The sequence below is a fragment of the Stenotrophomonas sp. PS02301 genome (assembly GCF_029959485.1).
In the GTDB taxonomy this organism is placed as follows: Bacteria; Pseudomonadota; Gammaproteobacteria; order Xanthomonadales; family Xanthomonadaceae; genus Stenotrophomonas; species Stenotrophomonas maltophilia_Z.
Genome location: NZ_JASCOO010000068.1, coordinates 1 through 22,760, shown reverse-complemented (window position 1 = coordinate 22,760; position 22,760 = coordinate 1). Strand labels below are relative to the sequence as shown.

General features: G+C 67.9%; 19 protein-coding genes. 10 read left to right on the top strand and 9 right to left on the bottom strand.

The window, feature by feature from the left end:
* Positions 1-478: 478 nt before the first annotated feature.
* Positions 479-967, bottom strand: a complete 489-nt coding sequence (bfr, locus tag QMX81_RS15280; RefSeq protein ID WP_121041522.1) for a bacterioferritin — start codon at positions 965-967, stop codon at positions 479-481.
* A gap of 153 nt (positions 968-1,120) precedes the next feature.
* Between bfr and QMX81_RS15275 the strand changes: the two genes are divergently transcribed.
* Positions 1,121-3,463, top strand: coding sequence for a penicillin acylase family protein (locus QMX81_RS15275; protein WP_282262706.1), 2,343 nt, complete (start codon positions 1,121-1,123; stop codon positions 3,461-3,463).
* Between the two features lie 25 nt (positions 3,464-3,488).
* Here QMX81_RS15275 and QMX81_RS15270 read toward each other — a convergent pair whose 3' ends face one another.
* A complete protein-coding gene (locus tag QMX81_RS15270; protein ID WP_282262704.1) occupies positions 3,489-4,871 on the bottom strand; it encodes a cation:proton antiporter in 1,383 nt (460 codons plus the stop codon).
* Positions 4,872-4,960: 89 nt separating this feature from the next.
* Positions 4,961-6,652 carry an asparagine synthase B gene (gene asnB, locus QMX81_RS15265; protein WP_282262702.1) on the bottom strand — a complete coding sequence of 564 codons (1,692 nt, stop codon included), beginning with the start codon at positions 6,650-6,652 and terminating at the stop codon, positions 4,961-4,963.
* A gap of 368 nt (positions 6,653-7,020) precedes the next feature.
* Here asnB and QMX81_RS15260 point away from each other — a divergent pair, with 368 nt between their 5' ends.
* Together QMX81_RS15260 and QMX81_RS15255 are read left to right on the top strand one after the other, a co-directional pair.
* On the top strand, positions 7,021-7,899 hold the full coding sequence (locus QMX81_RS15260) for a tetratricopeptide repeat protein (RefSeq protein WP_282262700.1): 879 nt from the start codon (positions 7,021-7,023) through the stop codon (positions 7,897-7,899).
* Between the two features lie 90 nt (positions 7,900-7,989).
* Positions 7,990-8,673 (top strand): pentapeptide repeat-containing protein, encoded by a 684-nt coding sequence (locus tag QMX81_RS15255; protein WP_282262698.1) that lies wholly within the window; start codon positions 7,990-7,992, stop codon positions 8,671-8,673.
* Between the two features lie 63 nt (positions 8,674-8,736).
* On the opposite strand, the gene dapE is transcribed toward QMX81_RS15255, so the two are convergent.
* Genes dapE through map form a run of 6 tightly spaced genes read right to left on the bottom strand, consistent with a single transcriptional unit; the run spans position 8,737 to position 15,630 of the window.
* On the bottom strand, positions 8,737-9,864 hold the full coding sequence (gene dapE / locus QMX81_RS15250; RefSeq protein ID WP_152151774.1) for a succinyl-diaminopimelate desuccinylase: 1,128 nt from the start codon (positions 9,862-9,864) through the stop codon (positions 8,737-8,739).
* Positions 9,861-10,223 carry an arsenate reductase gene (locus QMX81_RS15245; protein ID WP_282262693.1) on the bottom strand — a complete coding sequence of 121 codons (363 nt, stop codon included), beginning with the start codon at positions 10,221-10,223 and terminating at the stop codon, positions 9,861-9,863. Before QMX81_RS15245 ends, dapE begins: the two co-directional genes overlap by 4 nt.
* A gap of 43 nt (positions 10,224-10,266) precedes the next feature.
* Positions 10,267-11,139, bottom strand: coding sequence for a hypothetical protein (locus QMX81_RS15240; protein ID WP_282262712.1), 873 nt, complete (start codon positions 11,137-11,139; stop codon positions 10,267-10,269).
* Positions 11,136-12,215, bottom strand: coding sequence for a 2,3,4,5-tetrahydropyridine-2,6-dicarboxylate N-succinyltransferase (gene dapD / locus QMX81_RS15235; protein WP_282262691.1), 1,080 nt, complete (start codon positions 12,213-12,215; stop codon positions 11,136-11,138). Before dapD ends, QMX81_RS15240 begins: the two co-directional genes overlap by 4 nt.
* Complete coding sequence (locus QMX81_RS15230) at positions 12,215-14,854, bottom strand: [protein-PII] uridylyltransferase (RefSeq protein ID WP_282262689.1); 2,640 nt, start codon at positions 14,852-14,854, stop codon at positions 12,215-12,217. The genes dapD and QMX81_RS15230 overlap by 1 nt, the downstream gene beginning before the upstream one ends.
* Before the next feature lie 2 nt (positions 14,855-14,856).
* Positions 14,857-15,630 (bottom strand): type I methionyl aminopeptidase, encoded by a 774-nt coding sequence (map, locus tag QMX81_RS15225; RefSeq protein ID WP_121041504.1) that lies wholly within the window; start codon positions 15,628-15,630, stop codon positions 14,857-14,859.
* A gap of 271 nt (positions 15,631-15,901) precedes the next feature.
* Between map and QMX81_RS15220 the strand changes: the two genes are divergently transcribed.
* The 7 genes from QMX81_RS15220 to rpsB all read left to right on the top strand — a co-directional run bounded on the left by QMX81_RS15220 (position 15,902) and on the right by rpsB (position 22,729).
* Entirely contained in the window at positions 15,902-16,426 is a 525-nt protein-coding gene (locus tag QMX81_RS15220; RefSeq protein WP_121041502.1) for a spore coat U domain-containing protein, read from the top strand.
* Positions 16,427-16,435: 9 nt separating this feature from the next.
* On the top strand, positions 16,436-17,176 hold the full coding sequence (locus QMX81_RS15215; protein WP_121041500.1) for a molecular chaperone: 741 nt from the start codon (positions 16,436-16,438) through the stop codon (positions 17,174-17,176).
* Between the two features lie 13 nt (positions 17,177-17,189).
* Positions 17,190-19,535, top strand: coding sequence for a fimbria/pilus outer membrane usher protein (locus tag QMX81_RS15210; RefSeq protein ID WP_282262709.1), 2,346 nt, complete (start codon positions 17,190-17,192; stop codon positions 19,533-19,535).
* On the top strand, positions 19,532-20,581 hold the full coding sequence (locus QMX81_RS15205; protein WP_282262680.1) for a spore coat U domain-containing protein: 1,050 nt from the start codon (positions 19,532-19,534) through the stop codon (positions 20,579-20,581). The genes QMX81_RS15210 and QMX81_RS15205 overlap by 4 nt, the downstream gene beginning before the upstream one ends.
* A 132-nt stretch (positions 20,582-20,713) precedes the next feature.
* Positions 20,714-20,929 carry a hypothetical protein gene (locus QMX81_RS15200; protein ID WP_226956597.1) on the top strand — a complete coding sequence of 72 codons (216 nt, stop codon included), beginning with the start codon at positions 20,714-20,716 and terminating at the stop codon, positions 20,927-20,929.
* A complete protein-coding gene (locus tag QMX81_RS15195) occupies positions 20,929-21,645 on the top strand; it encodes a fimbria/pilus periplasmic chaperone (protein ID WP_152151764.1) in 717 nt (238 codons plus the stop codon). The genes QMX81_RS15200 and QMX81_RS15195 overlap by 1 nt, the downstream gene beginning before the upstream one ends.
* Before the next feature lie 214 nt (positions 21,646-21,859).
* A complete protein-coding gene (gene rpsB, locus QMX81_RS15190; protein ID WP_121041490.1) occupies positions 21,860-22,729 on the top strand; it encodes a 30S ribosomal protein S2 in 870 nt (289 codons plus the stop codon).
* Positions 22,730-22,760 lie beyond the last annotated feature (31 nt).

Sequence of the window (22,760 nt, the reverse complement as noted above, 5' to 3'; positions counted from 1 at the left end):
CCCGTAGCGACCGGCAGGCCCCTCGGCAAATGTCCCCCGGCCGCCGCCTGACGGCGACGTCCTCCTCCTTGATTTTGCCCAGGAGCCTGCCGGCCGCTACGGGGCTCGGCTCGCGGCGCGCAGGCGTAACACCGGGCATTGCTGTGAAGCGCCAGTGGTCTCTATACGTGGGTCGCGATGCCCTTGTGGGCGAAATAAAGGAGGAGGTGGCGGCCGCAGGCCGACGCCGGGGGACATTCGCCGGCAAGGGCATCGCGGCCCAGCGCTCGACCCACCTGCGGCCGCGACTGAAAGGTTCAGAGCGCTTCAGGCTTGCCACGCGGACGGAGGGAGAGCCTTTTTGCCCACAGAAAAGGCCGGGTTTCCCCGGCCTCTCTGTTCGAATCAACGTCAGCTGGCTGGCAGAGGCTGGCGGGCGGACGGGGGTTCAGCAGCTGGCTGGCGAAGGCTGGCTGGCGTGCGGAACCCGATGCCGCACTCAGTGCGCAGCGGTGCCTTTCGCATCCATCTTGCTGGTCTGGTACAGCGCCAGGCCGATGCGCTTGATCAGGCCCAACTGCTGTTCCAGCCACCAGGCATGGTCTTCCTCGGTGTCCTTCAACTGCACCAGCAGCATGTCGCGACTGACATAATCCTGGTGCTGTTCGCACAGCTTCATGCCGGCGGCCAGGTTGTCGCGGACGCTGTACTCGGTCTCCAGGTCCTTCTGCAGCATCTCTTCCACGGTCACGCCGGGCTCGAACACATGCGGGCGCATGTCCGGGTCGCCGCCGAGGAAAAGGATGCGGCGCAGCAGCGCGTCGGCGTGCTGGGTCTCTTCTTCCATCTCGTGGTTGAGGCGCTCATAGAGCGCGAACAGGCCCTGGTCTTCGTAGCGGCGCGAATGGATGAAGTACTGGTCGCGCGCGGCCAACTCGCCGCGCAGCAGTTCCTTCAAGCAGGCGATGACGTCCGGGTTGCCTTTCATGGGGGTGCTCCTGATGAATCAATGCGCGCATGGTGCCCTATCTGGAATTCCGGTGATCTAATCGGAATCAGTTGCAGTTGCGCTTCGGTCGGCGTGCACAGGGCGTTCACGCCTCCCCTACAATCCAACCACACCTACTGGGGGATGCGCAGGATGCGGCATTGGCTGAAGCAGTTGGTCTGGGGAGCGTTGATACTGACGCTGGCGGCGGTTTTGATGGTGTGGTGGCTGCTGCGTGGCAGCCTGCCCCGCCTGGAAGGCGAACAGGCCATGACCGGCTTGGCGGCGCCGGTGAGCATCACCCGGGATGCCTTGGGCGTGGTCACCATCGAGGCCGGGACCCAGGCCGATGCGATGCGGGCGCTGGGTCTGGTGCATGCGCAGGAGCGCTACTTCGAGATGGACCTGATGCGCCGTACTGCCGCTGGCGAGCTCGCCGAGCTGTTCGGCCCGGCGGCGATCGAGATGGACAAGCGCATGCGCGTGCACCGGCTGCGGGCGCGCACCGAGGCCCACCTGGAGGTTGCCACGGGCAGCAGTGCCGCTGCCCTGCAGGCCTATGTGGACGGCATCAACCAAGGCGTCGCGGATCTTCGGGTACGGCCTTGGCCCTATCTGCTGCTGCGCCAGACGCCCGCACCGTGGCGGACCGAAGACAGCGTGCTGACCGGGCTGGCGATGTATGCCGACCTGCAGGACCCCACCAATCAGAACGAACTGGCGATGGCGCGGATCCGCGCGGTGGTGCCACCGGCGCTGTATGCACTGCTCAGCCACGAGGGCAGCGAGTGGGATGCCCCCCTGTTTGGCGGGGCGCGCGGCAACGCCCCGCTACCGGACGCCACGGCGCTCGATCTCCGACGGCTCGATGCGGCGCAGGCAACCGGTGCCGCCGCCGGTCATCTGGACCCGGACGTGCTGGGCAGCAACAACTTCGCCGTGTCCGGTGCACTGACCACGGACGGCCGCGCCATCGTCGCCGACGACATGCACCTGGGACTGCGCGCGCCGAATCTCTGGTTCCGGGTACGGCTGCGCTATCCCGATCCGCAGGCGCCCGACGGGCGTGTCGATGTCAGCGGCTTCTCGCTGCCCGGCCTGCCGGCCATCGTCGTCGGCAGCAACGGACACGTTGCCTGGGGCTTCAGCAACAGTTACATCGACACCGCCGATTTCCGCAGCGTACCCGCCGATGCCCAAGGCATCACCACGCATGAAGAGCGTATCCGCGTCGCCCGTCAAGCGCCGGTGACGCTGCGCGTGCGCGAGACCGCCTGGGGTCCGGTACTCCACGAACGGCCGGACGGCAGTGGCGAGGCACTGCGCTGGACGGCGCAGCTTCCCGGTGCGGTCCGTCTGGACTTTGCCGAGATGGCGCGCGCAAGGGATCTTGACCAGGCGTTCCAGGTCGCCGACCGCAGCGGTATTCCCGCGCAGAATCTGGTGATCGCCGACCGTAACGGACGCATCGCCTGGCGGTTGATCGGCACACGCCCGGATCGCGCTGCGGGCTGCCCGCCAGACGGCAACACGATCACGGCGCCCGCGAGCTGCACGCCGTGGGCGATCCGCAGCGATAGCGCGCCCGCATTGATCGATCCCCCCTCCCATCGGCTGTGGACCGCCAACGGCCGTGTACTCGATGGGGACGCGCTGGCCATCGCCGGGAACGGGGGCTATGACCTGGGTGCACGCGGGCGGCAGATCCGCGACGGCCTGATGGCGAAGGAGCGCTTCACCGAAGCCGACCTGCTGGCGATCCAGCTCGACGATCGCGCCCTGTTGCTCACGCGTTGGTGGCACCTGCTGCGCGAGGTCGTCACCGACAGCGACGACCCTGCCCTGCAGCGGCTTGAGGTCGCAACCCGGCGATGGGATGGCCGTGCGGGCGTCGATTCGGTCAGCTACCGGATCACCCGCGGTTTCCGCGGCATGTTGATCGACCGCGTTGGCGAAGGCCTGCTCGCGCCAGCGAAAGCACAGCTCGGCGAGGCCTATCTGGAGCCGCGACTGGGGCAGTTCGAGGGCGTGTTGTGGCCATTGGTGAGCGAACGGCGGGCGCATCTGCTGCCGCCTCCGTACTCCAGCTGGCATGCGCTGCTGGCCGATACCGCCAAGGCGCTGGAGGCAGACCTGAGCAGTCAGGGACCGCTGGAGGCGCGTACGTGGGGCGAACGCAACACCGCCGCGATCTGTCACCCGGTCAGTCGCGCCCTGCCCAACGTCGCCCGACGATGGCTGTGCATGCCCGCCGATCGGTTGCCCGGCGACCGCGACATGCCCCGCGTGCAGGGGCCCGCGTTCGGGGCGTCGCAGCGGATGGTGGTCTCGCCCGGCCACGAAGCCGAGGGATGGATCCACATGCCCGGTGGGCAGAGCGGTCACCCGTTGTCACCGTTCTGGGGCGCCGGACACGACGCCTGGGTGCAGGGAACACCCACCCCGTTCCTGCCGGGCAAGACCGCGTACACGCTGACGCTGGTCCCCGTGGAATGATCACGGGCGGTGGCCGCCCCTACGGCTACCGCCTCTTCCACCGCTCCATTGCGTTGAGCAGCGGCCCGGTCATGGCCGTGGTCACCAGGGCCATGATCACCAGCACGGCAAACAGGCGGTCGCCGAGGAAGCCCAGCTCGTAACCCAGGTTGAGCACGATCAGCTCCATCAGGCCGCGGGTGTTCATCAGGGCACCGAGCTTCCACGCCTCATGGCTGCCCATGCCGGCACTGCGCGCTGCGCTCCAGGTGCCGATCAGCTTGCCCAGCGTGGCCACCACGATCACGATCAGGCACAGCGCCAGGTCGCTGGCCTGCAGGGCATCGGCGCGCATGCGCAGGCCGGTCATGGCGAAGAACAGCGGCAGCAGCAAGGTCACCGCGAACGGCTCGACGCGCTCGGCCACGGTGTGCCGCAGGGTGGCGTTGCCGGAGACCGCCACGCCGGCCGCGAAGGCGCCGAACAGCGCGTGGATGCCCAGCATCTCGGTAACCAGCGCGCAGGCCAGCGCCATCAACAGCATGATCAGCAGCCAGCGTCCTTCCTGGCCCGGTGCGATCACCAGGCGCGAGAACCACGGGCGCACCACGCCCAGCATCAACGCGACGAAGGCAACCACGCAGACCAGATTGATCGTCGCGGGCACCCAGCCCTGCGATTGCGCAGCCGCCACGATCAGGGCCAGCAGGCACCATGCAGTGGCATCACCGAGCGCGGCGCAGGCGATGGCGGTCTGGCCCAGCGGCGTGCCGGTCATGCCCCGGTCGGCCAGAATGCGCAGCAGCACCGGGAAAGCGGTGATGCTCAATGAAATACCCACGAACAACGCGAAGCCGGTGAAGCCCACGCCCGACGGCGCGTGTGCACCGTACAGCCAGATCGCGAGCAGCACGCCCAGCACGAAGGGCACCGCGATGCCGGCATGGCTGACCACGAAGGCAAAACGACGTCGCCCCCGCAGTCCGCCCAGATCCAGCTCCGCCCCGGCCACCAGCAGGAACATCAGCACGCCGAGCTGGCTGAGCAGACCGAGCGGACCGAGCGATGCCGGCGGGAACAGCACGCCATGTACCTGCGGCAACACGGCGCCCAGCACCAGCGGCCCCATCATCAGGCCGGCCGCCATCTCACCGATCACCCCCGGCTGGCCCAGGCGGCGGAACACCCAGCCCGCGCCCTTGGCGACCATCAGCAACACCAGCAACTGCAGCAGGAACAGACCGAGCGGCGCATGCAGATGCGCAGCCCAGTCGGCCCCCAGCGAGGACTCTGCACGGGCCACCTGCGCGGTCACGGCCGGGCCGGCAAACCGCGCCAGGCCCAGGCCGATCAACAGCGGCAGCGCCACCCAGCCCAGGTAGCGCCAGGCCAGCCCGCTGCGGCGCATGCCGGTGGTGTCAGAGTCCATGACCGATCCCCATCGATTGAAGGGGCGATTCTACGGGCTGCACGCGTCGCCACACCACCGCGGACGACGCGGCGGTGTGGCACATCCGATCAGGCCAGTGCCTGTTCGTGTACGCCGGCGATGGCGCGCCCGGAGGGATCGGCCATCGCGGCAAAGCTGGCGTCCCACGCGATCGCCGCTGGCGAGGAGCATGCGATGGATTTGCCACCCGGTACGGTCTCCGCCGCGGCCTGGGTGGGGAAGTACTGCTCGAACACGTGGCGGTAGAAGTAGGCTTCCTTGGTCTGCGGCGGGTTGTGCACGAAGCGCTTGTCCGCCGCGGCCATCACCCGGTCACTGACCTGGGCTTCGGCATGGGCCTTGAGCCCGTCGATCCAGCCATAGCCGACACCGTCACTGAACTGCTCCTTCTGGCGCCACAGGATCGAATCCGGCAGGTAGCCTTCGAAGGCCTCGCGCAGCACCGCCTTCTCGATCCGGCGTGCACCGGCGGGGCCCTGCCCGACCATCTTGTGCTTGGCATCGATGCGCATGGCCACATCGAGGAACTCGCGATCCAGGAACGGCACGCGCGGCTCCACGCCCCAGGCCATCATCGATTTGTTGGCGCGCAGGCAATCGTAGTTGTTGAGCGCGTCGAGCTTGCGCACCAGCTCCTCATGGAACTCGCGCGCGTTCGGCGCCTTGTGGAAGTACAGGTAGCCACCGAAGATCTCATCGCTGCCCTCACCGGACAGCACCATTTTCACGCCCATCGCCTTGATCCGGCGCGCCAGCAGGAACATCGGCGTGGAGGCGCGGATGGTGGTGACATCGTAGGTTTCCACGTGGCGGATCACTTCCGGCAGCGCATCCAGCCCCTCTTCGAAGGTGTACTCGAAACCGTGGTGCACGGTGCCCAGGGCTTCGGCCGCGATGGCGGCGGCCGCCAGATCGGGCGAGCCCTTCAGGCCGATCGCGAAGGAGTGCAGGCGCGGCCACCAGGCTTCACTCTGATCGCCATCTTCGACACGGTGGCGGGCATAGCGCGCGGCGACGGCCGCGACCAGCGACGAATCCAGCCCCCCGGAGAGCAGCACGCCGTAGGGCACATCGGTCATCAACTGGCGGTGCACCGCGCGCTCGAACGCCTCACGCAGTTCGACGCGATCCGCCTCCACGCCTTCGACCGCATCGTAGTCGCGCCACGGGCGCTCGTAGTAACGGGTGAGCGTGCCGGTGGCGCTGTCGTACCAATGCCCCGGCGGGAACTGCGCGGCGTCGGCGCAGATGTCCACCAGCGACTTCAGTTCGGAGGCCACCACCAGGCGGCCGTCCTTGTCGTGGCCCCAGTACAGCGGCACCACGCCGATCGGATCACGGGCGATCAGCACGCGCTGCTCGGCGCGGTCCCACAGCGCGAAGGCGAAGATGCCGTTGAGGCGGTTCAGGAACGAGGCCGGGCTGTCTTCGCGGTAGAGGGCGTTGATCACCTCGCAGTCCGAGCCGGTCTGGAAGGCGTACGGCTGGGCCAGTTCGGCCTTCAGTTCGCGGTGGTTGTAGATTTCGCCGTTGACCGCCAGCGCCAGGCCGCCGTCTTCGGAGAGCAGCGGCTGTGAACCACCGGCGGGGTCGACGATGGCCAGGCGCTCGTGGACCAGGATGGCGCCGTCATCGACGTACACCCCGCTCCAGTCCGGGCCGCGATGGCGCTGGCGCTGCGACAGGTCCAGCGCGTGGCGGCGCAATGCGGCGAGGTCGTCGCCCGCCTGGAGGCCGAAAATACCGAAGATCGAACACATGGGAACAGCTCCTGATGATGGGGGAATACACGTATTGCAGGCATTCGACCGGCCACCCAGGCCCGGAAGGGGTAAACCCGGGCCACAAAAAAACCCGCATCGGTCGATGCGGGTTTTCTGGGGTCCGGGCGTGTTGCTTGTACTAGCCCTGGTCGCAGTCCCGCATCGGCCGCGCACGATTATTCGCGCGCAGATTAGTGCGGTTGGTATTGCTGACAGCGGTGGCCGGGAACGAGGACATGGACCGACCGTAACCGGGTTTGGGCGGCGGTGCAACTGTTGCGATGGCAACCAAACCGACCGCCGCGGACAACCCTGCGCTTCGAGGCCGGGCGATAATCGCGGTCCTTCTGCACCCACTGGCTGGCATGACCCCTCGCATCGGACGCATCGCTACACGCCTGGGCGGCATCGCGCTGACCCTTTCCCTCATCGCCTGCGCCAGCGCCCCGTCACGGACGCCTGCGAGCATCGTGCAGTCGGTCGAGACCAAGGCGGCCGATGGCAGCTTCGACAGTGCCTGGGAGGCCGCCAGGACCTACGAGACCTTCAACGACCCGCGCGCCGTGACCTGGTACGAGCGTGCCGCCGCCGTCACTCCGTGGACGTTCCACAACCCCCAGGCCGAAGAGGCGCTGGGCCGGATCTGGACCCACGGTGAGCTGCTGCATGGCACCGGCCCGAACATCCTCCAGGGCCCTGCGCTGCGCGCGTCACCGCGCAAAGCAGAGCGCTGGTACCGCGCTGCCGCCGACCACGGCAACCCGATGGCGATGCTGATGCTGGCCAAGTTCCATCGCGAACGCGGTGACACGGCCAGCGCGCTGCGCTGGGACCTGCGCGCGACGATCTACCACCACATGCCGTCCGAATCCTCGCGGCTGCCGCAGGCGATCGCCGCGCAGCCGGATGGCACTCTGCATCCGCTGGTCGTCGACATCCAGCGGCGTGCGCAACGTGGCGATGCCGATGCCCAGGTGGATCTGGGTGCGATGTACGAACTGGGCATGGGCCTGCCGCGCGATGGTGCCGAGGCATTGCGCTGGTATCGGCGTTCGGCCGACCAAGGCAACGTGTATGGCCAGTATTTCAGCGGTCTGCTGCTCGGCCGCGGCCGCGCCGGTGTGACGCGTGATCTCGACGCGGCCGCGGGTTGGTTTGCCAAGGCCTATGCGCAGAAGTTCTACCTCGCTGGCGAAACCTATTGGCGCGAGCGGATCAAAGCGCCGTTCTGGACGTTCGGGTAGTGCCGGGCATTGGCGTCGATCCGTTTTGTACACATTCTGCAGCGACCTTCAAGTCTGCCCCTGGTCCGGCCCATCACCCAGAATGGACGCATGAACACTGTCACCTTCCGCGATGAAATCCTCACCCGCGAGCGCATGCAGGCCATCATCGCCGCGCATCCGCGGGCAGCCGTCTTCGAGAGCTGCACGTTCGATCACGGCGACTTCTCGCGGCTGGACATGGATGGGTTCCAGTTCAACCAGTGTTCGGTCACCGGCACGAGCTGGTTGGCGGCCTCGCTGGAAGAAAGCCAGTGGACGAAGTGCCGCGGCAGCCAGTGCGATTTCAGTTCGGCCCTGCTCAGCGATGCACGCTTCTCGCACTGCGATCTCAACAACAGTCACTGGCGCCGCGCGACGCTCTCCTCGGTGCAGTTCCAGGACTGCAAGCTGACGGGCGCGCACCTGCAGGAAGTGACCGGCTGGGCGCTGGAATTCCGCGATTGCCTGCTGGTCAGCGCCGACCTGCGCGGGATGTCGTTCCGCAAGGCGCAGCTGGAGGGTATGGATTTCTCCGAGGCCGAGCTGTCCGGCTGCGACTTCCGCGATGCGGTCTTCAACGGCGGCAGCCTGCGCAATGCACAGACACGGCTGACGCGGTTTGAAGGCGCTGACCTGCGCGGCACCGACATCAGCGGGCTCAACGTGATGGACGCCAAGCTGTTCAAGAAGGCAGTGATTTCACAGCGCCAGGCAGCGGCCGCCTTGGCGTCGTTCGGGCTGATCGTGGCGTAAGGGCGAACCGGCCAGCGGCCGGCACTACCGTAATCGAGCGGCGGTAGATTCAACCCGATGGCGTCAGGCGAGCAAACGCTCGATCAGGCGCTGGTACAACGCCGGCAACGCTTCCAGATCCGCCACGCGGACATTTTCGTCAACCTGATGGATGCTCGCGTTGACCGGCCCCACTTCGATGCACTGCGCGCCCAGCGGCGCGATGAAGCGCGCATCGGAGGTGCCACCGCCGGTGCTCTCCTCCGGCGGCGCACCGGCGAACTCACCGAGCACTTCGCGGGCAACCCGGCGCAGCGTGCCTTCCGGGGTATAGAACGGCTCGCCACTGCGATGCCACTTGAGCGTGTACTCGAGCGCATGACGCTGCAGCAGCGCGGCGATCTCCTGCTCCAGCGCCGGCGCATTCCAGTGCGGGTTGTAGCGCAGGTTGAACAGCACCTGCAGCTCACCCGGAATCACATTGTTCGCCCCGGTGCCGGCATGGATGTTGGAGACCTGCAGGCTGGTCGGCGGGAAGCTCTCGAAGCCATCATCCCAGTGCCGTGCGGTCAGTTCGGCCAGTGCCGCGGCGGCCAGATGGATCGGATTGCGCGCCTTGTCCGGATACGCGACATGGCCCTGCACGCCCTTCACCGTCAGCGTAGCCGAGAGACTGCCGCGGCGGCCCACGCGCAGCAGATCGCCGAGCACCGCGGTGGAAGACGGTTCACCGGTGATGCACCAGTCGATGGCCTGGCCGCGTTCGCGGAAGATATCGGCCACACGACGCACACCATCGATGGCGTCGCCCTCCTCGTCGCTGGTCAGCAGCACGGCCAAGGTGCCGGGATGGTCCGGATGGGCGGCCACGAACTGCTCGGCGGCGACCACGAACGCGGCCACACTGCCTTTCATGTCGGCCGCGCCACGTCCGTACAGCACGCCATCACGGATCTGCGGATCGAACGGATCACTGGCCCAGGCCGCGACCGGGCCGGTCGGCACCACATCGGTATGCCCGAGCAGCACCAGCACCGGTGCGCCCTGCCCGTGCGTGGCCCACAGGTTGTCGACCTCGCCCAGGCGCAGGTGTTCGCAGTGGAAGCCGGCGCGCTCAAGTCGGCCGGCCAGCAGCGCCTGGCAACCGGCATCCTCGGGCGTGACCGAGGCGCGCGCGATCAGGTCGCAGGTCAGGGCAACGACGTCGTTCACGCGCCCACTCCGAACCGCTGCTTGAAGCCGTTGTCCGAGAAGCCCTGGGTCATCACGCCATCGGCGCTCACCACCACCGGGCGCTTGATCAGCTGCGGGTACTCGCGCAGCAGCAGCTTCCACTCGGCCTCGGAGTCGGCCGCTTTGCGGTTCTCCGGCAGTTGCCGCCACGTGGTGGAGGACCGGTTGATCAACGCGGGGAAGCCGCCGGCCTGGCCGGCCCACTCGATCAGGGTCTCCGGCGTTGGCATGTGGTCGCGGTAGTCGACGAAGGTGTACGGCACCTGGAAACGGTCCAGCCACTTGGTGGCTTTCTTGCAGGTGTCGCAGTTCTTCAATCCGTACAGAGTGGTGGTCATGGCGCGGCGTGCAGCATCGATCAGGAAGGACGCCGTGAGGATGTCACAACAGGCGTTCGGACACGACCCGGAAGGGCACCTGCGGCACCCGGAAACAGAACGCATCGGCCAGATCGACGCCCATCGCGGCCAGGTGCGGGCAGGTCACCGCCCCCTCCAGCCGCAGCGGCTGCACCTCGGCCTGGGTGATCGGCAGATCGATATGGGTCAGGGCCAGCCGACCATCCGGGGCGACCGCGAACGCGGCCTCCTGACAGGCCAGGAACGCCATGGCCTGCGCTGCATCGGTGAACGCCCCGGCCGCCCACGCCGCCGCCAAGGCCACTGCCGGACGCACCTGCGCCTGCAGTGCCGGCGCGCTGCCCTGCCCCGGCTCGATCACGGTGTGCCCGCCATCGGCATCCACGGCATGCCAGAAACGCGCGGCCAGATGCGGTTGCATGGCATCGCTCCACAGCCGCGCACCCACCGCGTGCGCCACGCTATCGATTACGTTGCGATCAAACAGGACCCGTGGCGTAGCGGACGCAGCCGCTGCATCGTCCGGCACCACACACCAGCGCCAGTTGCTCTGCAGCGGCGACGGAAACAGGCCACGCAACGGCCCCGCCAGCGCCGGCCCGAAATGGCCGTGGCGGTACGTCAGGATCGTGTAGGGCGTACGCCCGTCATGCACGAACAGGCGATGGCCCGGGGGGGGCGGCGGTGCATGACGCACGTCCACCCACCAGCTCAGGTACACCACCTCACGCACATCACTGATCAACGCCGGCACCGGCAGCACGCGGGTGAGCGCGCGCCGGGCGGCGGTCAGGTGCGCGCAGCCGAGCAGACGCTGCAGCGCGCGTCCCGGCCACCCCGCGAACGGGTGCCGGTAGCGCGCCGCCTGCGCCAGCGCGGGCTGCGGGGTGCTCAGTCGGCCAGGCCGCGCAGCAGCTCGTTGACGCTGGTCTTGCTGCGGGTCTTGGCATCGACCTGCTTGACGATCACCGCGCAGTACAGCGAGTGCGAGCCGTCCTTGGACGGCAGCTGCCCGGACACCACCACGCTGTACGGCGGTACCGAACCGTAGCTGATCTCGCCGGTGGCGCGGTTGTACACGCGCGCGCTCTGGCCAAGGAACACGCCCATGCCGATCACGCTGTGATGGCCGACCACGAAGCCTTCCACCACTTCCGAACGCGCACCGATGAAGCAATGATCTTCGATGATGGTCGGGCTGGCCTGCAGCGGCTCCAGCACGCCACCGATACCGGCGCCGCCGGACAGGTGGCAGTGCTTGCCGATCTGCGCGCACGAACCCACCGTGGCCCAGGTGTCGACCATGGTGCCCTCGCCCACGTAGGCGCCGATGTTGGTGAAGCTCGGCATCAGCACCACGTCCTTGCCGAAGTAGCTGCCACGACGCGCGATCGCACCGGGCACCACGCGCACGCCGGCGCGACGGAACTTGGCTTCATCGAAGCCGGCAAAACGCGATTCGACTTTGTCCCAGAACGGCGCCGGGCGCGCATCGACCACGGCCATGTCGTTGACGCGGAAGTACAACAGCACGGCCTTCTTCAGCCATTCGTTGACCTTCCAGCCACCGTGGCCGTCGGGCTCGGCAACGCGGAATTCACCGGTTTCCAGGCCATCGATGACGCGGCCGACCAGCGGCTTGGTCGAGCCTTCGATCTCATGCAGGGTCAGCGTGGCACGGCGCTCGAACGCGCTCTCGATGCCGAACTTGAGCTCTTCCACGCCCGGCGTGGCCGGCTTGCGCAGCGACTTGCGCGCGATGGTGGCATCACGGCTGGCACTGCGCTTGGCGGCGCTCTCGGCCGGCGTGGCGGCAACCTTGCGGGCCGGCGCCTTCTTCACGGCAGCCTTCTTCACTGCGGGTGCCGCCTTTTTCGCTGCGGCAGCAGTCTTCTTTACCGCAGGCGCGGCAGCAGGGGTCTTGGCCGCCGCGGTCTTCGCGGCAGTCTTCTTGGCAGGCTTGGTGGCCATCAGTGGGGGTCTCCGGCGTTTCGATCAGGGTCCAGGCAGGCGAGCATCGCGTCTTGCAGCTGCTGCCTGGCGGATTCGGTCAGGGCGTGATCATGCTCATCGCTGATCACGAACATATCTTCGGCGCGCTCGCCGAACGTGGCGATGCGCGCATCATGCACGCGCAGCCGCTGGTTGCGCAGCACGAACGCCACGTCGGCCAGCAGGCCGGGGCGGTCGGGTGCGACGAGGCTGAAACGGGTACTGGTGGTCTGGCCATCGGTGACATCGCGGAACTCGATGCGTGGGGCGAAACGGAAGTGCCGCAGCTGGCGCGGAATGACACGGCGCGACGGGCGCAGCCGGGTCAGATCGCCGGCCAGCGCCTCACGCAGGCCAGCCTCCAGGCGCAGCGCATCGCCATCGGCAAAGCTGTCGGCCGGGGTCACTTCGAAGGTATCGAAAATGGTGTCGACCGGGCCGTCCAGCACACGCGCGCGATGGATCCCGTAGCCCTTGCGGTCCAGCGTCATCACGATCGCCGCGAACAGGCCGTCGCGATCCGGCGAGTGCACGAACACCTCCAGCGCGTGGTCGTCCGGGGTGATCCGGCGCACCTTGACCAGGGTCTGGCCCTGCTTGATCGGCACCAGCGCGGCCGCCTGCCAGGCGAGCTGTTCGGGCCGCAGCCGGATGAAGCTCTCATCGGGCATCACGGTGAACTGGCGCTCGATGGTGGCATCGTCGTAGCCGCGCTCGCGCACCAGCTGGCGCACCGATTCGCGCGCTTCGGCGACCCGCTCGGCGGCCGGCATCTGGTTCTCCAGCCCGTCGCGCAGCGCGCGGCGCGCGGCGAAATACAGGTCGGCCAGCAAACGGTCCTTCCACGCATTCCACAGCTTGGGGCTGGTCCCGGCGATATCCGCACAGGTCAGCAGATACAGGTAATCGAGCCGGTCGCGGCTGCCCACCAGGGTGGCGAAGCGATGGATCACGTCCGGATCGGAAATGTCCTGCTTCTGCGCGGTAACCGACATGCGCAGATGCTGCTCGACCAGCCAGGCCACCAGCTCCGTATCGGAACTGCTCAGCGCCAGCGCCTGGCAGAATTCGCGGGCGTCCACCGCACCGAGTTCGGAGTGATCGCCGCCGCGGCCCTTGGCGATGTCATGGAACAGGCCCGCCAGCAGCAGCAGCTCCGGCTTGCGCAGGCGCGGCCACACTTCATGCGCGATCGAGAAGCGCTCATCCGCGCGGCTGCTGGCGAACAGGCCGATGTTCCGCAGCACCATCAGCGTGTGCTGGTCCACGGTGTAGACATGGAACAGATCGAACTGCATGCGCCCGGAGACCTGCGCGAACGCGGGGATCCACTGGCCGAGCACGCCCAGGCGTGCCATCCGCGCCAGGGTATCGACCGCGCGCGGGCTGCGCAGCAGCGCCAGGAACTGTTCGCGTGCCGCGGCACTGGCATCGGTATACGCCGCCAGCTCCGGCAACGCCTCGGCCAGCGCGCGGGCGGTCAGCGAATGCAGGCCGCGCACATCCGGGTTGTAGGCCCAGCTGGAGAACAGCGCGAATACCTGCTCGATGTCGCCCTGCGGCCACGCGGGATCATTGGCGGCGAGGTAACCGCGGCGCAGCGAGAAACCGACACTCACCGGCTCGGGCACCGCTTCGCCATCGAACTGTTCCTCGAAGCGCTGCAGCAGGCGGTCACTGATCCGGCGTACCACGGTGGCGCTGCGGTAGAACCCCTGCATCATTTTTTCCACGGCCAGGCTTTCGATGTCGTCTTCGAAACCCAGGCGCGCAGCGAGTGTTTTCTGGTAATCGAAGCGCAGGCGCTCTTCGGGCCGGTTGGCGACCAGGTGCAGGCCGAAACGCAGCCGTGCCAGCGCGCAGCGTTCTCGCTTGAGCGCGGCCGCTTCATCCGGGCCGAGATGGCCGAGGCCGACCAGCGCTTCCAGATCGCGCACGCCGAACGCACGCAGTGCCATCCAGCCCAGCGTATTGAGATCGCGCAGCCCGCCGGGGCCGTCCTTGATGTCCGGCTCGAGATTGTCCGCCGTGTCGCCAAAGCGCTGATGGCGGGCCAGCAGCTCTTCGCGCTTGGCGAGGAAGAATTCGCGTGGCGGCCACAGGCCCTCCACGTTCACGGCTGCCTTCAATGCCTGGCGGGCCGTGTCATCGGCAACGACCGGGCGCGACTCGATCAGCGCGGTCAGCACCGTCTGGTCGGCGCTGGCCTGGGTGCATTCGGCCGCCGATCGCACCGCGTGGCTGACCGGCAGGCCGCAATCCCAGAGCAGGGCGAAGAAGCGTGCCAGCCCGGACTCGTGCCGACGCTGCTGCTCGGGCGCACCGAGCACCAGCACGTCGATATCCGAGCGCGGGAACAACTCGCCGCGCCCGTAGCCGCCCACCGCGAACAGCGCCATTCCCGAACCGGCGGGCAGGCAGCGATGCCAGGCCAGCCGGATCAGGTGATCGGCCGCGCGTGCGCGCAGGGCGAGCAGGCGTTCGATGTTGTCGCCCTGGTCGAAGCGGCGGTACAGCCGCGCGTCGGTCTGTTGCAGCGACTGGCGCGCCAACGCCGCCCAGTCCGGGTCGGCGACGGAATCGGCCGGCGCGTCCAGCATCGGGCTCGCCGGCAGCATGCTCAGACCTGCGATTCGCCGGGCGAAAGGGTCAGCACGTCGACGCCGGTCTCGGTGACCGCGACCATGTGCTCCCACTGCGCCGACAACTTGCGGTCCTTGGTGACCACGGTCCAGCCATCGGGCAGCACCTTGTTGTAGCGGGTGCCCTCGTTGATCATCGGCTCGATGGTGAAGGTCATGCCGGGCTGCAGCACCAGGCCCTGGCCGGGGCGGCCGTAATGCACCACCTGCGGTTCGTCGTGGTAGACCTTGCCGATGCCATGGCCGCAGTACTCGCGCACCACGCTGAAGCGCTCGGCTTCGGCATAGCTCTGGATCGCATGGCCGATGTCACCCAGCGTCGCGCCCGGCTTGACCGCGCGGATGCCGCGCCACATCGCTTCGTAGGTCGCATCGACCAGGCGCTTGGCCATGACCGACGGCGTGCCGACGTAGTACATGCGGCTGGTATCGCCGTGCCAGCCATCCTTGATCACGGTCACATCGATGTTGACGATGTCGCCGTCCTTGAGGACCTTGGCTTCGCTGGGGATGCCGTGGCAGATCACGTTGTTGACCGACGTGCAGACCGTCTTGGGGAAGCCGCGGTAGCCGACATTGGCCGGCGTCGCCTTCTGCACATTGATGATGTGGTCATGGCAGATGCGGTCCAGCTCTTCGGTCGTCACGCCCGGCTTGACGTGGGGGGTGACGATGTCGAGCACTTCGCTGGCCAGACGGCCGGCGATGCGCATCAGTTCGATTTCCTCGGGGGTTTTCAGATTCACGCTCATGGGGCCCATTATCGCCGATCCGGGGCCAATCTGAACGGGATCGGGTGGAACACCGACAGCCGCGGTTTGGGCACAAGTTCAGTCAGGTCGATGAATGAATGAGATGGACGTCTCAAATCGCATGTTGATGCCGAAAACGGCCATCGAATCGCCCAAATCTCACGGGTTACCTACAAGACCAAACCTATAAGCGGATCAACACCGTTCCATCGCGTCACCGTTCGGCAGCATCGTGTTGTTCAGCAAGGACCCGCGTCCAAGGAGCATGCCCATGCGATTTCTCCGTCCTGCCCTGTTGAGCCTGGCCCTTGCCAGCCTCGCTGCGCCCGCCCTGGCGGCCGATACCACCACCTTCAACGTCAAGATCATCATCACCAAGGCCTGCACGATCACCGCTGCAGCCGCCACGGACGTCGACTTCGGTTCGGCCCTGTCCACGGCCACTACCCCGTCCAACGCGCAGGGCACCATCACCGCGCAATGCTCGGCGCTGACCCCCTACACGATCGCCTTGAACGCCGGTTCCAACGCTGGCACCGCCAACGACGTGACCACCCGGCGCATGAAGAACACCAACGCCGCGGTCACCGCCAACAACTTCGTGGGCTACCAGCTCTACCAGGATGCCGGCCACGCCAACGTCTGGGGCGCCACGACCGGCACCAACACGGTGGCCGGGATCGGCACTGGCTTGGCCGTGCCCTACACGGTGTACGGCCAGATCGCCAACCCGAGCGTCAACAATGCCGCGACGGGTAATTACCAGGATACGGTCACCGCTACCATTTCCTACTGAGGGCAGCCCATGCCAATGACCGCACGGGCCCGCCTCCGGCGGCGCCTGGGACTGGCCTGCGTCCTGTCTGCCCTCTCCATCGGCACCGTCCCGGCCGCCAGTCTTCAGGTGGCACCGACCGGGCTGCAGCTGGGGCCCCGACAGAACGCCGACGCGCTGTGGATCAGCAACAGCGGCACCGCACCGGTGCAGGTGCAGGTGCGGGTCTACCGATGGAGCCAGCAAGGAGGCCAGGACCAGCTGACCCCGACCGACGACCTGCAGGTCAGCCCGCCGATGCAGTCCCTTGCCGCTGGCCAACAGCAGCTGGTGCGGGTGGTGCGCAGCGACTCGCAGGCCCCGGCAGGACAGCTGGCCTACCGGGTGATTGTCGACGAACTGCCGACGCTGGATCCGAACCGGACCGGCATGCAGTTCGTGCTGCGCTACTCGCTGCCGGTCTTCGTCCAACCCGTCCAGGCCGCCCCTGCCAAGCTGCGGGCACGGCAGATCACCCTGGATGATGGCCGCCCGGCACTGGAAGTAAGCAACGACGGCGGCGCGTACGCGCAGTTGGCCGACCTCGCCATCGGCACTCCGGAGCGCCCGCAGACCGTACATCCGGGCCTGCTGGGCTACGTCCTTGGCGGCCAGACCATGCGCTGGCCGCTGGAGCTTTCGGCAACCCGCCTGGCGGGAGCCACCTTCATGGCCAGGATCAATGGTGAGTCGGCCCAGACACCACTGCCCGTCGCGCCACCGGCTCGCTGAGGCCTGCGCGCGGATGCTGCTCAGCGCCAGCCTGCTGCCTTGGACGATGCACGCCGCGGAGATCGGCCTGGAGGCCGCGGGCGCGTCAGGCGACGCCGTGCTGCCGGCACCGACCCCGTTGACCGCGCCGCAGACCCTGTACCTGGACGTGACCCTCAATCGCGCGCCGCGTGGCCTGCTTCCCTTCACCCAGGAACTGGGGCGGCTGTTCGCCGCGCCGGCCACGCTGCGCCAGCTCGGCTTCCCCGCGCAGGGCGACGCGGCGGTGCCACTGGACCGTCTGGCCGGCGTGGTGCTGCGCTACGACGCCTCCCTGCAGACCCTCGCGCTGGACGTGCCACTGGACCAGCTCGCACTGCCGACCACCCGGCTCGAGCGGGCACAGGAAACTACCCCGCATGCCTCCGCCTCACCCGGAGCACTCCTCAACTACGACGTTTATGGCAGCCACAGTGAGGCCGGCGGCAACCTGGCACTCACAAGCGAACTGCGGCTGTTCGGGCTCGGCAATGGCGTGCTGGAGAACAGCACCGTGCAGCGCATCTACGAGGTTCCCCGGCAAGGCTGGCGGACCGACAGCGTGCGCTTGGACACCCATTGGCAACTGGATTTCCCCGACGCAGCGCTGACCCTGACCGTCGGCGATTTCTACAGTGGCTTCGTCGACTGGAGCCGGCCGGTGCGGATGGGCGGCATCCAGATTGGACGCAACTATGGCCTGCAGCCGTATCGTCTGCTGACCCCGACCCCGACCTTCCTCGGCGAAGCGGTGGTGCCTTCCAACGTCGAGCTGTATGTCGACGGATTGCGCCAGTACAACGGCCAGGTGCCGGTCGGACCGTTCCAGCTGGCCGCACAGCCGGGCATCAACGGCACCGGCAATGCCCAGGTGGTGATCACCGATGCATTCGGCCGCATGCAAACACTGGACTTCGCCTTCTACGGCACCCAGCAGTTGCTGGCGCAGGGCCTGTCGGACTGGTCGCTGGGCGTGGGACGCATGCGCCGGGACTATGGCATCCGCTCGTTCGCCTACGAGGCGCAGACCGTGGGAAGCGGCACTTGGCGTTACGGCGTCAGCGACCGGTTCACCGCCGAACTGCATGCCGAGGGCGGTGGCGGCGTGCGCAATGCCGGCGCCGGCGGCTGGTGGCTGCTGGGCGCCGCCGGGGTGTTCAATGCCGCCTACGTTCACAGCCGCCAGGACGGCCGCGACGGCGGCCAGTACGGGCTGGGGTACAGCTGGAACAACCGCCGATTCAACGTCAACCTGTCCAGCCGACGCACCCACGGCGACTATCGTGACCTCGGTGCACTGCAGGACAGCCTGCCTGCGCAGATCAGCGAACAGGCCACGCTGGGCGTGAACCTGGACGCGGCCGGGGCGATCAGTGCCAGCTACCTGCGCCTGCGCTACCGCGATGGTGAGGACAACCGCTACGCCAGCCTGTTCTGGTCGGCCAACCTCGGACGCCGCTGGTCCACGTACCTGTCGGTCAACCAGAACCTGGACGAGAGCAACGATCGCAGCATCTACCTGTCGCTGTCGGCCGCGCTTGGGCGCAACCGCCAGGCCAGCCTGTCCACCCAGCGCAACGGCGAGAACACCACCTACGTGGCCGACGTGTCCCAGCCGGTGCCCGGCGACGGCAGCCAGGGCGGGGTCGGTTGGCGCCTGCAGGCGCGCGGCGGCGACGATGGCGGCGGCGGCCTGGGTGAAGTGGGCTGGCTCAACCGGGTCGGACGCTACGCACTGGGGTACTCGCGCCAGGGCGACACCGATTACGGCTATGCCAGCGCCAGCGGCAGCCTGGTCTGGATGGGGGGGCACGTGTTCGCCGCACGCGAAGTGCCCGATGCGTTCGCCGTGGTCTCCACCGGCAGGTTCGCCGGGGTACCGGTACGGCTGGAAAACCGCCTGATCGGCAGCACCGACCACAACGGCCTGCTGCTGGTGACGCCGTTGCTGTCCTGGCAGCGCAACCGGCTCTCGATCGACACCCTGGACCTGCCGGCAGACATCCGCGCCGCCGAGGTCGACCGCTGGGTCACGCCGCGCCAGAGCGCCGGAATCGGCGTGGATTTCGGCCTGCGCCGCACCCACCCCCTCACCCTTGTACTGCACGATGACAGCGGCCACCCGCTGGCACCCGGCAGCGTGGTCCATCTGGCCGGGGCGCGCACGGCGATCGTCGGTTACGACGGCCAGACCTACCTGGAGGACGTGACCCTACCGCTCACCCTGCGGATCGACACCGCGCGCGGCCCATGCACGGTGGCCCTGGAGCCCCCCAGCCCCAGCGAGCCGCATCCGCGCCGACTGGGGCCGCTGCGCTGCATCGCCGGGCCATCGCCGTGATCCGCGCGCTCGCCCTGCTGCTGGTGGCCGCGCTGGCCCTGTTCGGCAGCCGCTCCGCGCATGCCGACACCAACTGCGTGGTCACCACCCCGGTCACCCTCGCGTTCGGAACCATCACCAACGGGTCTGCCAGCGTCACCAACTCCACCACTACTTTCACCATCACCTGCAGCACGGCCGCCCTGAGCCTGCTGGCGACCGCGTCGGTGCGCGCCTGCCTGGGCATCGGCAACGGCAGCGGCGGCAGCGCCACCCAGCCCACGCGCAGCCTGCGCAACGCCACGACCGACACCATGGCGTTCCAGCTGTATACCAATGCCACCCGCAGCACGATCTGGGGGCTGACCCCGGGCAGCAACCCGGGCGCGCAGGTGATCGACCTCAACTACAACGTGCCGTTGCTGACCGGCGGCAGCGGCACGGTCACCGTCACCATCTATGGCCAGGTTCCGGCCGGGCAGACGCTCTCCGCAGGAAGCTTCAGCAGCAGCTTCGCCGCCGCCGACACCACGGTTCGCTTCGCCTACAACGAAGTACTGCTCGGTACCGCCTCACCACCGCCCGCCTGCACGACCCCGGCCGGCGGCGGCGCGACCGGCAACAAGACCGTTGCCTCCGGCTTCCCGTTCACGGTCACTGCCAACGTCCTGCCGCAATGCAGTACGTATGTCACCACCGATATGGACTTCGGCAGCAATGCCGGCGCCATTACCGGCAACATCGACCGCACCTCGACCATCGGCCTGACCTGCATCAACCGCACCGCGTACACCATCGGCCTGGACAACGGCCAGCACGTGCTCGGAACGACCACCCGGCGCATGCAGCACGCCACCAATCCGAGCTACTTCATTGCCTACGAGCTGTACCGCGACAGTGGCCGCAGCCAGCGCTGGGGCAACACCATCGGGGTGGACACCGTCCCCGGCACCGGCACCGGCGGCACCCAGACGCTGACGGTGTACGGGCGGGCGCCGCCCACCTCCGGCAGCCTGCCGGCCCAGGGCAGCTACAACGATGTGATCACGGTGAACATTACCTACTGATCCCGCGTCGCCCTCAAGACCGGCGGCAGCCTGGCCGATAATGGGCAGGCCCCTTTCCTGCGATGTTCGATGATCCTGAGACGGCTCCCCCCCGCCCCGGCCTGCCTGCTCCTGCTCGCCGGATTCACGGCATTGCCCGCCACCGCGCAGTCGCAGGGCGGCCTGCGCATCCAGCTCCGCATCGTGGCCGACTGCACGACCACGGCCCTGCGCGGGGCACGGCCGGACTGCGCGATGCCGCACCAGCGCAGCGATGCTCCCACGCCGGTGCCCATGCAGGTGCAGGCGTTGACCCCGGTGGAACTGCTCCGCGGCGACCGGCCTGACCGGGCTACGGTGACCTACTGATGCGCGGGCTTGCCGCACTTGCCCTGGCCCTGGCCCTGCCTGCAGCCGATGCGAGGGCCGTGCAGCTTTCCACCACCCGCGTGCTGCTGCCTGCCGGGCAGGCCGACGTCGATCTGTGGCTGGACAACCCCGATCCGGTGCGATGGTCCGGCCAGGCCCGGCTGTATCGCTGGGAACAGGAAGAAAACGACGAGCGCCTGCAGCCGGCCGAGGACGTGGCGCTGAGCCCGTCCGTACTGGACATCGCGCCCGGCCAGCGGCAGCGCCTGCGCGTGGTCCGGCTCGGCGCCGCCCCCGAACAGGTCCAACAGGCGTATCGGCTGGTCATCAGCCCGGATCCGGCGCTGCCTGCGGCGACGGCCCCGCGCTACTCGTTGCCGGTGTTCCTGGACCCGCTTCAAGCACCCGCAGTGGCACCGGCACTGCAGGCACGGCTCCAGCCGGGCCTGGCCGCGCACGTGCAGCTTTACAATGGTGGCGCGCGCCACGCCCACGTGGCCGACCTGGTGTTCGTCGACCGCACTGGGGCCCGCCAGGTGGTGATAGCGGGCCTTGCCGGCTATGTGCTGCCCCGCCAGACGCGGACCTGGGCGCTTCCCTTCCGCCCCGATCAGTATGTTGGCGGCCACTTCCAGGCCCGCCTGGACCACGCAGCAGAGGCTGCCCTGCCCGCCGCCGCGCCCGAGATTGCAGCCCCGGCCCAGGCCGGGCTATAATCGACCGGATCTCCTGCCTCATCGAAGCAGGGAACACGTCAACACCGGACGTCACCGGTGAATCCACACCTGCCGCCCATATCCGTGCCGGGGTGCTCCGCAAGGAGTTCGGTCACGGAAGCGACAGGGAAGCCAAACCCCGGAACCTCCCGCCTCACGGCGGACCGCCCAACTATTACCCGTGGCGGCCGGTTCCCTATCAGGAGTTACTGCAATGCCCCAGGTCACCATGCGTCAGATGCTGGAAGCCGGCGTCCATTTCGGCCACCAGACCCGTTACTGGAACCCCAAGATGGGCCAGTACATCTTCGGCGCCCGCGGCAAGATCCACATCATCAACCTGGAAAAGACCGTTCCGCTCTTCAATGACGCGATGAACTTCATTTCCAGCGTTGCGCAGAAGCGCGGCACCATCCTGTTCCTGGGCACCAAGCGCAGCGCCCGCGAGTCGATCCGTGAAGAAGCCGAGCGTTGCGGCATGCCCTTCATGAACCAGCGTTGGCTGGGCGGCACCCTGACCAACTTCCGTACCGTGAAGCAGTCGGTTGCCCGCCTGAAGGAACTGGAAGCCGGTGAGACCGACGGCAGCTTCGACAAGCTGGTCAAGCACGAAGTGCTGGGCCTGCGTCGCGAGCGCGACAAGCTGGAAGCCTCGCTGGGCGGCATCAAGGACATGAACCGCCTGCCCGACGCGATCTTCGTCATCGATATCGGCCACGAAGACATCGCCATCAAGGAAGCCAAGAAGCTCGGCATCCCGGTGATCGCTGTTGTCGATACCAACTACAACCCGGAACTGGTCGATTACGCGATCCCGGGCAACGACGACGCCATCCGCGCTGTGCAGCTGTACGCCCGCGCCGCTGCCGACGCCGTGCTGGAAGGCAAGGCTGCTGCGCCGCACGCCGCCACCGTCCGCGAAGAAGAGTTCAGCGAAGCCGCTGCTGGCGAAGAAGCCAAGCCGGCCCGCCGCGCGCCGGCCAAGAAGGCTGCTGCTCCGGCTGCTGCCGCTCCGACCGCTGAAGCCCCGGCCGCTGAAGCCCCGGCGGCCGACGCTCCGGCCGCTGGCGAAGCCCAGGCCTGATCCAGGCCCGCGGTGGGCGCAGCGCGCCCAC